The 12,796-nt window shown below is 39.8% G+C and carries 11 protein-coding genes; 4 read left to right on the forward strand and 7 right to left on the reverse strand.

The window, feature by feature from the left end:
- Positions 1-276: 276 nt before the first annotated feature.
- Entirely contained in the window at positions 277-2,382 is a 2,106-nt protein-coding gene (gene pnp, locus AC4GME_RS12545; protein ID WP_490379490.1) for a polyribonucleotide nucleotidyltransferase, read from the reverse strand.
- A 267-nt stretch (positions 2,383-2,649) separates the two neighbouring features.
- Here pnp and AC4GME_RS12550 point away from each other — a divergent pair, with 267 nt between their 5' ends.
- The 3 genes from AC4GME_RS12550 (at position 2,650) to secF (ending at position 6,056) form a co-directional block, all read left to right on the forward strand.
- Positions 2,650-3,108 carry a hypothetical protein gene (locus AC4GME_RS12550; RefSeq protein WP_490376738.1) on the forward strand — a complete coding sequence of 153 codons (459 nt, stop codon included), beginning with the start codon at positions 2,650-2,652 and terminating at the stop codon, positions 3,106-3,108.
- 201 nt (positions 3,109-3,309) lie between these two features.
- Positions 3,310-5,145, forward strand: coding sequence for a protein translocase subunit SecD (secD, locus tag AC4GME_RS12555; RefSeq protein WP_490376737.1), 1,836 nt, complete (start codon positions 3,310-3,312; stop codon positions 5,143-5,145).
- On the forward strand, positions 5,142-6,056 hold the full coding sequence (secF, locus tag AC4GME_RS12560) for a protein translocase subunit SecF (RefSeq protein WP_490376736.1): 915 nt from the start codon (positions 5,142-5,144) through the stop codon (positions 6,054-6,056). Before secD ends, secF begins: the two co-directional genes overlap by 4 nt.
- A 42-nt stretch (positions 6,057-6,098) precedes the next feature.
- Here the strand turns inward: secF and AC4GME_RS12565 are convergent, their stop codons facing one another.
- Both AC4GME_RS12565 and rpsO read right to left on the reverse strand, forming a co-directional pair.
- Positions 6,099-7,295 (reverse strand): potassium/proton antiporter, encoded by a 1,197-nt coding sequence (locus AC4GME_RS12565; protein ID WP_490379491.1) that lies wholly within the window; start codon positions 7,293-7,295, stop codon positions 6,099-6,101.
- A gap of 356 nt (positions 7,296-7,651) precedes the next feature.
- Complete coding sequence (gene rpsO / locus AC4GME_RS12570) at positions 7,652-7,921, reverse strand: 30S ribosomal protein S15 (protein ID WP_490378508.1); 270 nt, start codon at positions 7,919-7,921, stop codon at positions 7,652-7,654.
- Positions 7,922-8,308: 387 nt separating this feature from the next.
- On the opposite strand from rpsO, the gene AC4GME_RS12575 reads away from it, so the two are divergent.
- On the forward strand, positions 8,309-8,980 hold the full coding sequence (locus AC4GME_RS12575) for a PilZ domain-containing protein (RefSeq protein ID WP_490378509.1): 672 nt from the start codon (positions 8,309-8,311) through the stop codon (positions 8,978-8,980).
- A gap of 122 nt (positions 8,981-9,102) precedes the next feature.
- Here AC4GME_RS12575 and AC4GME_RS12580 read toward each other — a convergent pair whose 3' ends face one another.
- The 4 genes from AC4GME_RS12580 to infB all read right to left on the reverse strand — a co-directional run.
- Positions 9,103-9,312, reverse strand: coding sequence for a hypothetical protein (locus AC4GME_RS12580; protein WP_490378510.1), 210 nt, complete (start codon positions 9,310-9,312; stop codon positions 9,103-9,105).
- Positions 9,313-9,402: 90 nt separating this feature from the next.
- Complete coding sequence (truB, locus tag AC4GME_RS12585; protein ID WP_490378511.1) at positions 9,403-10,335, reverse strand: tRNA pseudouridine(55) synthase TruB; 933 nt, start codon at positions 10,333-10,335, stop codon at positions 9,403-9,405.
- On the reverse strand, positions 10,335-10,736 hold the full coding sequence (gene rbfA / locus AC4GME_RS12590; protein ID WP_490379492.1) for a 30S ribosome-binding factor RbfA: 402 nt from the start codon (positions 10,734-10,736) through the stop codon (positions 10,335-10,337). Before rbfA ends, truB begins: the two co-directional genes overlap by 1 nt.
- 94 nt (positions 10,737-10,830) lie before the next feature.
- On the reverse strand, positions 10,831-12,796 hold a 1,966-nt coding region (gene infB / locus AC4GME_RS12595; protein ID WP_490379493.1), incomplete at its 5' end, for a translation initiation factor IF-2.

Raw genomic sequence — 12,796 nt, forward strand, 5'->3', positions numbered from 1 at the left:
TCTAGTACTTTATCTTTTTTGACCTTCTGTCTTGGTTAACAGCTGCTCGGAAACTTTAAATCTCTTCAGGTATAAAAAGGGATCCGCATATTTACTATGCTGCTAATGATGAAGAACCGAAACGCAGTTTCGCAGTCTGAAGAAGGCTAGTTTCTAGTACTTTATCTTTTTTGACCTTCTGTCTTGGTTAACAGCTGCTCGGAAACTATCAGTTTCTTCAGGCACAAAAAAAGCAAGCCGAAGCTTGCTTTTCAATTACAGATTAACAATTAAAAATTATTCAGCAGCTGGAGCTTCTGTACTTTCCATTGCTTCTTTAATGCTTAGGCGCACACGGCCCTGGCGATCAACTTCTAGCACTTTAACTTTCACTTCTTGACCTTCTTTAAGATGGTCAGAAACTTTCTGTACACGCTCAGCACAGATTTGTGAGATATGTACTAGACCATCTTTACCAGGCAGGATGTTAACGAATGCACCGAAATCGGCCAGACGTACAACTTTACCCGTGTAGATAGTACCTACTTCAACTTCTGCAGTAAGTGATTTAATACGGTTGATTGCATCTTCAGCTTGCTCACCAGAAGTTGCAGCAATTTTAACTGTACCGTCATCTTCAATTTCAATTGTAGTACCCGTTTCTTCACAAAGAGAGCGGATTGTTGCGCCGCCTTTACCAATCACATCACGGATTTTATCCGTTGGGATCTTGATAGTGTGGATACGTGGCGCGAATTGAGAAATCTCTTCACGACCTTTAGGAAGTGCTTCATCCATTACAGTTAAGATATGTAGACGTGCCGCTTTTGCCTGGTTTAAAGCAATCTGCATAATTTCACGTGTAATACCTTCAATTTTGATGTCCATTTGCAGTGCAGTAATACCTTCAGTAGTACCGGCAACTTTAAAGTCCATATCACCAAGATGATCTTCATCACCTAAGATATCAGAAAGAACAACAAATTCTTCACCTTCTTTAACAAGGCCCATCGCGATACCCGCAACAGATGCTTTAAGCGGCACACCAGCATCCATAAGTGCAAGAGATGCACCACAAACAGAAGCCATTGAAGATGAACCGTTAGATTCAGTAATTTCCGATACAACACGTACTGTGTATGGAAACTCTTCAACTGTAGGCATTACAGCTAATACACCACGTTTCGCTAGACGACCGTGACCAATTTCACGACGTTTAGGAGAACCAACAAAACCGGTTTCACCTACACAGTATGGAGGGAAGTTGTAATGTAGTAAGAAGTTATCTTTCTTCTCACCCATTAGGCTGTCAATAATCTGTGCATCACGTTGTGTACCAAGCGTAGCAGTTACTAATGCTTGCGTTTCACCACGTGTAAACAGTGAACTACCGTGAGTACGTGGCAATACGCCAGTACGAACGTCAAGTGCACGAACACTCTCAGGATCGCGACCATCGATACGTGGCTCACCTTTAATGATACGAGTACGTACCACTGTTTTTTCTAAATCATGTAGGTATTCACCTACTTGCTTAGCAACTAATGCTTCATCAGCAGCTAATACTTTTTCTTTTACTTCAGTAGTGATTGCTTTGATTGCGTCGTAACGCTGACCTTTATCACTAATTTGGTAAGCTTGTTCAAAACGAGCTTGTGCTTCTGTTGCAATAACAGCATCTAATGCTTCGTTACGTACAGGTGCAGACCAATCCCATGCAGGGCGAGCTACTTCTGCTGCAAACTCTTTAATCGCACTAACAACAACTTGCTGCTGATCGTGACCGTATACAACCGCGCCTAACATTACGTCTTCGCTTAAGATACCCGCTTCAGACTCAACCATCAGTACTGCGTTGTCAGTACCAGATACAACAAGGTTCAAATCACTTGTTTCTAATTCTGTTTTAGTTGGGTTAAGTAGGTATTGACCTTCTTTATAACCAACACGTGCACAACCGATAGGCCCCATAAATGGCATACCAGAGATAGAAAGTGCAGCAGATGTTGCAATCATTGCAACGATATCTGGGTTGATTTCCGGGTTGATAGAAACAACAGTTGCAATCACTTGCACTTCGTTTTTAAAACCTTCAGGGAAAAGAGGACGAACTGGACGGTCAATTAGACGTGCAATTAGCGTTTCGTCTTCACTTGGGCGGCCTTCACGTTTGAAGAAACCACCTGGAATTTTACCCGCAGCATATGTTTTTTCTTGGTAGTTCACAGTAAGCGGGAAGAAATCACGCTCTTGGTCGTCAGCATTTTTACCCACAACAGAAACGAATACGCAAGTATCGTCCATGCTACACATTACAGCCGCAGTCGCTTGGCGTGCCATCACGCCAGTTTCTAGTGTTACCGTATGTTCGCCATACTGGAAACTTTTTACAATAGGAGTCATTTTTTTTCCTTTAATTAAATTATATTCTTTATGCTTTTTATCGCGCCGATAGTATACGTCAAACTGTTGCCTTTAAAACATTTTTACAGGATTTTTTTAGTGTTTTTGAATAGGGTATAAAATACACCTATCATGTAACATTTCAATTAACTTAATAAGCACTTCTAAATCTTTTGATTTACTCATTTATTTCTAATAATTCCTTTGTGTTATGCCTTCTAAACAGGCATAGTTTCCACCTACTCTTTTATTAGGAAATAGCTAACTTTGTTTCGGATATTTGCGCTACTGATCACTCTATTTGCATCTACTTCAGCCTTTTCTGAAGAAGATACAAACAACTTATCGTTGCAATTTGCAAATACGATAGAGTTGAGTGGCAGTGATAAAATCAATTCGCACGGTGACTTATCGGTTATTACCTCACTATCAGAAGCAGAGAATACTCCATTACAACCACTGTCAGAAAATCACAGTAAATCAATTGATTTTGCACAGCCTATTCGCGCGAGTTTATTAACTAGCAATCTTAATCAAACGCCAGAATATACATTAGTGTACGAGTTGCTTACAGCGCAGCTCGATGTTTTTGCAAATCATGAAAGTACATTAGCCCAAGAGCCTCCATCTTGGTTTATGAACTTCTCAGATAACAGCTCACGCCTTTCTGGTTGGAAAGACAGTAATAGTTTATATACCTCAAAAGTCACCTACCACCTTAGTTAACCTCTGCGCTTGTGGGTAGTTAAGCAACCTTTCGTTGCATATATCCAAAAGCCACATTGTAAATTTATCTATTAAATACCACTTGTCTTGATTTTCGTTTTATACAGATCCGTCTGTCACTTAATCAGTTCAAACCGTTGACACGTGGTAAATACTTTTATTTTACTACATGCGTTACTCATAACGCATGTTGGGGTTCCTATGAAACAACCACATAAAACGATTAATCGTTACTCTAAATGGCAATATTTGGTGATTATTTTCACTATTGCAATTCTTGGTCTAAATGCGTTACCGAATTGGTTTGGTGAAAAAGCAGCACTCCATATACAAAGCACTTCAACCGACGTTCCGATGGCCGATAGCGCCAATATATTTAACTTGTTATCAGAGCAAGGCATCAAAGTTGAGCTGATCGAACAAAAACACAATCAAAATATCGTGTTACTGCATGACAAAACACAGCAGCAAAGTGCACGTAATATGCTTGATACATTACTCGGTGATCAATACAGCGTCGCTATGGCGATGGAATCAGCGAGTCCTAGTTGGTTGAAAAAGCTTGGTGCTACACCCGTTAAATTAGGCTTAGATTTACGCGGTGGTGTGCAGTTTGTGATGGAGGTTGATACCAACGCAGCACTACTTGAGCGTGAAGTAAAAATCAAAGATGACCTAAGTCAGTTATTACGTGAGTTAAAAGCACATGGTGCTCGCATCGGCACGCTTCAAGATGGCTCGATGGTTTTACGCTACCCAGAAAGAGTAGAACAACAAATAACACTCATTATGCAGGAGTTAAGCGCGCTCTATCCGGAGTTATCACAACTCAAAAATAATAGCCGAGAAATAACGATCCGTGCTAATGAGCCATTCGCACAAACCTACCATCAAGAATTAATGCGCCAAAATATTAAAACTATGCGCGACCGAATTGAAGCGTTAGGTATTACTGAAGCTGTCGTACAACGCCAAGGTAGTAACTTTATTCGCATTGAATTACCCGGCGTACAAGATCCTTCACAGGCAAGACGTATCATAGGGGCAACAGCGTCTTTGGACTTCCACCAATTACAAACGCACGGCGGTAGTTTATATAAAAGTAATTCCGGAGAGATGGTTCGATTAACCACATCACCGATTATGTCGGGTACGCATATCACTGATGCACGATCTCAATTTGGAGAAATGGGCTTACCAGAAGTATTTATCACCTTAGATAGCGCAGGTGGCAAATTGATGTCCGATTTTACTAAAGATAATATCGGCAAACCGATGGCAACCCTGTTTTCAGAGTATCAACAAAATGAAAAAGGCGTATTAGAGAAAAATAGTAAAGTGATTAGCGTCGCTACCATACAAGCTCACCTCGGTTCACGTTTTACCATTACCGGTATGGAGAGTGTTCAAGCAACACAAGAGTTAGCGATGTTGCTCAAAGCAGGTAGTTTAACTGCCCCCGTGACTATTGTTGAAGAGCGAACTTTAGGCCCTTCATTAGGCGAACAAAACATTAATAATGGCATGGCGGCAATCATGCTTAGTTTAGGCATGATGCTTGTCTTTATGGCACTTTGGTATCGTAAACTGGGTTTAATCGCCAATGTAGCGCTACTGCTTAACTTAGTCTGTTTACTGGGATTATTATCACTCGTTCCCGGTGCAGTACTTACCTTGCCAGGTATTGCAGGATTAGTACTCACCATCGGCATGGCGGTTGATACCAATGTGCTTATTTTTGAGCGTATTAAAGAAGAGTTGAAACGCGGGAAAAGCACCGCCTTAGCCATTGACCATGGTTACAAGAATGCATTAAGCACGATTATGGATGCGAATATCACCTCTCTGATCATTGCTCTCATTTTATTCTCCGTCGGTTATGGCCCTATCAAAGGATTTGCTATCACACTAGGTTTTGGCATTTTAAGCAGTATGTTTACAGGCATTTACGTTTCTCGAGCATTAGTAAATATCTTTATCAATAAACCTTCCAAATCATCTAAATCATCTAAATCAATGAAGCAGGTAAATGCATGAAAACAAATAAAACAGGTTTCACCTTAGCCCGCTATATCGGCTTATACAGCTCAGTTGCCCTTATTTTATTATCTCTTTTAGCAATGCAGCTAAAAGGCTTTAATTTTGCAGTAGATTTCACAGGTGGTGTGGTAACAGAGATACAAACAGATCAACAAGTCAGTCAAAAACACCTACAAACAGCTCTGAGTAAAGTGATAAAAGAGCCCTTTTCACTAAGCTATGCCGGCAGTGATTCACAATGGTCTATTCGCCAAGCAATCAGTGGCGATAAAATGCCAGAAACATCGTTATTAATGGACAAGGTTGAGAGTGATTTTTCGATTAAAGTATTAAGTTCGAGTGTCATTGGCCCACAAGTTGGAGATGAACTTTTTGAAGCAGGAGGTTTAGCCATCTTAGCCTCATTAATCGCGATGTTAATTTACCTTTCATTAAGGTTTGAATGGCGTTTAGCCAGTGGAGCAGTGGTTGCTTTGTTTCATGACATTATCATTGTTCTAGGGGTATTTTCTTGGTTGCAAATTGAATTTGATCTTACTGTATTAGCAGCGCTCCTTGCAGTAATAGGCTATTCATTGAATGACTCGATTGTTATCTCAGATAGGATCAGAGAAATGTTAAGAGGTAAAACAGCCAAAGGTTCCTTAAATGAAATTATCAACCGCGCTATTTTATCAACTTTAACCCGTACCTTGATCACATCAGGTACAACTTTAGGAACCGTATCAGCAATTTGGTTATTAGCAGGTCAGCCACTACAAGGTTTCTCTATTGCTCTTTTTGTCGGCATTGTAGTGGGTACATTCTCATCGGTCTGTTTATCAGCAACCGTGCCAGAATTATTAAATCTTAAAAGGGAACACTACCAAATCAAAGAAGAGCCACAAGGCATTGAAAATTATAATTAATCCTAAAAGCCAGACTAACTAGTCTGGCTTTTTATTACTTTGTTATTTTGGGTCTTTTACTAAACCGAGTTTTTTCGCTAATGGTTCAATAGCCCCGCCCTGTAACAACACCGAAAATAACACCACAAAGAAAACCATATGGACCATTTCAGCCGAGCCTTCAATGCCAGCTGTTGCAGGAATAAGTGCAAACACAATCGGGGTAGCCCCTTTCAAACCAATCGAAGAGATGAACAAACGCTTTTTCCAAGAGGCTTTTACAAAAGGTAAATAACATAATTGTACCGCTAATGGTCTTGCTATAAAAATGAGTAATAAAGCAGGGATGACTGAAATCCAGAAAACATCCATTAAATTTTGAGGGGAAATCTGTAGGCCAATAAGAATAAACATTAACGACTGTGCCAACCAAGCAAGGCTATTGTAAAAGTGTTTATTAACATTTCTGCCTCGTAATAGCTGATTACCAATGATCACACCAGCAATATACACCGCCACTAAAACGTTACCACCCACCGCTTCGGTGCCATAAACGGTAATAATGAAACAGGCAAGAATAAAGACGGGAATTAAACCATATTCTTCTAATTTAATATGATTAAGCGCCATTACACATAACTTCCCTAAAACAAAACCAATCAAAGCACCAAATAGGATTTGCTGCGCTAATAACATGCTGATACTTGCGACGGAGGGGGCGACGCCTGAGCTACTTAGCAAAATGTCGGTTAATAAAATCACCATTAATAACGCCACCGGATCATTCGTTGCAGACTCAAACTCTAAAATGGTGGCGGTATTTTCTTTTAGTTTTAATTTTTTGGACTCTAGAATGGAGAAAACAGCGGCAGCATCTGTAGATGAAACCACAGCAGCAAACAGCAAACAGGTTAAAAAATTAAAATCCAATAAATAATATAAAATCACCGCAAAAAACAAGGTGGTTAACAGCACACCAACACTCGATAGTGTCCCTCCCTCTTTCCAGGCTAATTTAATACTGTTAGTTGACGTATTTAAACCACCAACAAAGACAATAACATTAAGCGCCATGCCACCAATAAAAGAAGTTAATTGCAAATCATCGTAAACAAAATCAAACTCACCATTACCGAACACCAAACCCACAGCCATAAAAATAAGCAATGACGGAATACCTAGCGTTTTAGAAGGATGGTGCAATAAGATGCCAATAGCAACTAAGCTAGCAATACCTATCATTATCATTTCAAAGGACATATTTTCCGTTTTAAAAGCCTTGTAATAAGGGTAATTAATTCGTTTTACGATAACTTTGAGTTATTAAAAAACTATTAAGTATAAGGGGATGGAATAGCTTTAATGATACTAAAAACAGGGGCAGATAAACACTTAACAAAGCGATAAAAATGAGTATAGATTACTTTAAAACTCGCTTCCTGTGTAATTAAATAGCAAGCACAAAAAAGAGCCATAGAGCTCTTTTTATCAAAATTAACGACGTAGACCTAGTTCAGCGATAAGTGCCGTTTACTACAAGCTGCAATCTCTTTGCTGAGTGCAGAAACAAAAAAAGAGCCTTATGGCTCTTTTTATTAACAAGGTTTAAATCGAAATTAACGACGTAGGCCAAGTTCTGCAATTAGTGCTGTGTACGCAGCAACATCTTTACGTTTTAAGTAGTCAAGTAATTTACGACGTTGACTAACCATGCGTAATAGACCACGACGGCTGTGGTGATCATGGATGTGTTCTTTGAAGTGACCTTGCAGGTGGTTGATTTGTGCTGTGTATAATGCAGCTTGTACTTCAGATGAACCAGTATCGCCTTCTGCGCGACCAAATTTTGCTACAATCTCAGCTTTCTGTTGTGCACTTAGTGACATAACGTACTCCGATATTTTGCGGTTAAGTGAGTTAACCTATTTAAATTATTACCGCCGATCACTAATTCAGCGATAAAGTGAAGAGCGGATTTTACGGATTATTACTAAACTAAGCAATAGTTATTGCATTTTATTACGACTTCGTTTTTGTTAAGGAAATGAGTAATGCAAATTTGATCTCTGCGTTAGCCATATATAAATAAGAGCAGATAGTTATTCTTCTCCCTTAAAAGCAACAAGTAGGCCTATCTATCAAAAGAAGCAGACAATCTAATGAGGCTTTTAAATTTGCGATATGATTCTCCTTTCCTATATATGTGAAGTTACAATAAATTGTAACTCTATAATTACGATCATTACCGAGATAATTAAAAAAGGGGCTAATAAATGGAAAAAGCGATTGATTTTAATAAACTTAATAATATGGCATGTAATACTGAAGTCCATATCCAATTATTGACAAATAATGCCCCCATTCAATTAGAAACACATTTAATAGGGATTGATTCTAACAAATCTGTAATTCTAGCCATTGCTAATACACAAGATTGGTTAGACGCTAGAAAGCACCTTAATCAAGGTGGCGCTACAATCGTTAGCATAGGCAACATGAAAAAATCTGACGCCGAAATTATTACTTTTCGTAGTAACATCCAAAAAATAAGCAGCATATCGGATAACTGGTTAATAATGGATTATCCAAAGGAATTGAAAAAAGTTGCTATCCGCAAGTACCCACGTGTTTCTATCTGTGTTGAATGTACAATTATAAATGAGAAAGACAAATCAGAACTTAGTCGCGGATTTGCACATAATATTTCAAATAATGGCTGCGCTTTTATCGGGGAGTCATTAGAAGAGGGTGCTATTGATTGCAGCTACTTGTTACGATTGAAATTCATGAAAGACAAACGCAATCTGGTAATTCCTGTTACGGTCAAAAATATTATGAAGAATAAAAATCAAATAGGCATAAAACAATATGGTTTACTCTTTGATGAAAGTAAGCAAGAGACACGGGATTTTGTGCAATACATTAGATTGCACCATTTATCTTAATGAGAATAATGTTTAACATTATGAAGCTTTGCTGGAGTATTAAATGTAATCAAGAATATTAAAGACTAATTGAGTCATGTAACACTTTAAATGAGTTTAATAAGGCATTCATTTTCCTGGGTTTATACCTCTACCTCTAAACCTATGGATATACACCCATTCTCACACTTCACGCCAGGCTCCCCGACACTGGAAACAGATAATTTCAATGGCTGCTGGCAAACCGCACAAAGCACAGTTTCACCTTTGCCAATTTTCTTAATCAAATTGCGTTGTTCATTGAATGATTTCGATGCTGATTTATTGATTGCTGAAAAGTCTAATTTAGCCATATCTGTCCCTTCATTATTCTATTTTTGATAATAAAAAACCTCGCAGATTATTTCTGCAAGGCTTATATAGTGCAGTTTGAAAGCGTACGTTTATAAATTAGCTAAACGTTTTGGTGCAATTAAACCATCGTCATTCATCTGACCGACACCGATAAAGGTATGTGCTTCACCGACAGTAATACGTACGATAGTATCATCTGGCGCGCCAAACACTTGTACAGGTTGACCATGTAAAACGTAGTCGCCCATCTCAGCAGAGATATTCACTTCCGGATAGTTTTTTACCGCAGTATCCATTTCCAGTAACAGCGGATCTAATAACTCATAAGGACTGATATCAGACTCTTTGGCTTGTTCAATCAAAGCTTCAAGTTGCTCAATGGTTACCATACGTTCATATGGGTAATCTGCAACTTGAGTACGGCGCAGCATAGAAACATGTCCACCACAACCTAATAACTCGCCCAGATCATCAACGATAGTACGGATATAAGTCCCTTTACTAACGTGAATATCCAGATCAACTTCATTATCTTCAAAACGTAATTGATTGATTTCATAAACAGTGATCGGACGTGCCTCACGTTCAATAGTAATGCCTTCACGCGCATATTTATAAAGGGGTTGGCCTTTATGTTTTAATGCGGAAAACATCGAAGGCACTTGCATGATATCGCCACGGAATGTATCAAGTGCATCATCAAGTTGCTGCTGAGTAACAGCAACTTCCCGCTGCTCAACCACATCACCTTGTGAGTCACTGGTTGTTGTGCGCACACCTAATGTTGCCGTTACGGTATAACGTTTATCGGAATCGAGTAAAAACTGAGAAAATTTGGTAGCTTCACCTAAACAGACAGGCAACATACCAGTTGCAAGTGGATCTAACGCGCCGGTATGCCCTGCTTTGTTAGCAAAGAAAATACGTTTAACACGTTGTAATGCATGGTTTGAGCTGATATCTGTTGGTTTGTCCAATAAAACGATACCGTTTATTGAACGCCCCTTTCCTCGTCTTGCCATTACTCTTCGTCCTCGTCGCTGCGATCAGATTCTTCCAATTTACTCTTATCAACTTTTACTGCACTGCTTACCAGCTCAGAAATACGCAGACCTTCTGTTAATGTTTCATCAAAACAGAAACGCACTTCCGGTACAATACGTAAACGCATCGCTTTACCTAATAGCCTGCGGATATATCCCGATGCGGCGTTAAGTCCTTCAAGCGATTCATCATTAGTCTGGTCGCCAATGGTTAAAAAGGTAACAAATACTTTTGCGTAAGCAAGATCACGAGTGATATCAACACCTGAAATCGTCACCATGCCGATACGCGGATCTTTTACTTCCTGCTGCAGTATACGCGCCAGTTCTTTTTGAACCTGCTGCGATACACGGGAAGTACGGCTATATTCTTTCGCCATTTTTTTACTCCTTCATCAGATGACTGATGCTTATTCTTTATAAATGAGAATGGAGGCTATAGCCTCCATTCTTTAATAAAAAGCGAATCTAAAATTATAAAGTACGTTTAACTTCAATAATTTCAAATACTTCGATTTGGTCGCCTACGCGTACATCGTTGTAGTTCTTAACACCGATACCACATTCCATACCGTTACGTACTTCTTCTGCATCATCTTTAAAGCGGCGTAGAGATTCAAGTACACCTTCGTATATAACCACGTTTTCACGTAATACACGGATCGGGTTATTACGTTTGATCTTACCTTCAGTGACCATACAACCTGCAATTGCGCCGATTTTTGGTGATTTAAATACTTCACGTACATCAGCAATACCTGTGATCTCTTGTTTGAACTCAGGTGATAATAAACCGCCCATTGCCGCACGAACTTCATCGATTAAATCATAAATGATGCTGTAGTAATGCAGATCAACCGCTTCGTTATCAATAAGTTTACGCGCAGATGCATCGGCACGTACATTAAAGCCGATAACGATTGCGCCGGAAGCTGAAGCAAGAGATGCATCAGTTTCAGTAATACCACCTACACCACGGATGATGATATTAACTTTAACTTCATCTGTAGAAAGTTTGTTTAGTGAATCACAGATTGCTTCAAGTGAACCTTGTACATCAGCTTTAAGTACGATGTTAAGTTCAGAAACTTCACCTGCTTCCATGTTGGCAAACATATTATCAAGTTTCGCTTTCTGCTGACGAGCAAGTTTGATATCACGGAATTTACCCTGACGGTATAAAGCAACTTCACGTGCTTTTTTCTCATCTTTAACAACGGTAGCTTCATCACCCGCCTGCGGTACACCAGATAAACCTAGTACTTCTACAGGAATAGAAGGACCAGCAGTATCAATCGGTTTACCATCTTCATCACGCATCGCACGAACACGGCCGTATTCAAGACCACAAAGTACGATATCACCCTGCTTCAGTTCACCTTGCTGTACAAGGATAGAAGCAACCGGACCACGACCTTTATCAAGGCGAGACTCGATTACTACACCTGATGCAGGGCCTGTAGCAACAGCCTCTAAATCAAGCATTTCAGATTGTAGAAGGATACTGTCAAGTAATTCTTGGACACCAGTACCTACTTTAGCTGAAACGTACGCGAAGATATTCTCACCGCCCCACTCTTCAGAAATAATGTCATGCTGAGAAAGCTCAGTTTTAACACGGTCTAAATCAGCGCCTTCTTTATCAATTTTGTTTACCGCAACAATCAATGGAACGCCAGCAGCTTTAGCATGCTGAATCGCTTCAATTGTTTGCGGCATTACACCATCATCGGCAGCAACAACCAGTACCACGATATCTGTCGCTTTAGCACCACGAGAACGCATTGATGTAAACGCCGCGTGTCCCGGAGTATCCAGGAATGAGACCATGCCTTTAGGGGTATCTACATGGTAAGCACCGATATGCTGAGTAATACCACCGGCTTCACCATCAGCAACTTTTGCACGACGAATGTAATCTAGTAATGATGTTTTACCATGATCAACGTGTCCCATGATAGTAACAACAGGTGCACGTGAAGTTTTATCACCACCTTCTTGGGCTTCAGCTAGTACCGCTTCTTCCAATTCATTTTCTTTAGTAATAATAACCTTGTGGCCCATCTCTTCTGCAACGATAGTTGCCGTTTCCTGGTCAATCACTTGGTTAATAGTCGCCATCGCGCCCATTTTCATCATTACTTTAATAACTTCAGTCGCTTTAACAGCCATTTTATTAGCCAGTTCAGCAACTGAGATTGTTTCACCAATTTTCACATCACGTTCAACAGGTGCCGCTGGTTTTTCAAATGCTTGTTGCAGTGCAGAAGGTGTTGCAACGTTTGCTTTTTTACCACGGCGACCACGGCGACCTTGCGGTGCCTGTACAGGTGCTGCAGCTTTTTTCTTCTTCTTACGACGAGAAGGCCCTTCCGCTTTAGAGTCAGATGCATCTTCAGCAGCTTGCGCTTCTTTAGATGAAGTAACGTGGTAATCCACC

Source organism: Psychromonas sp. (genome assembly GCF_983033635.1).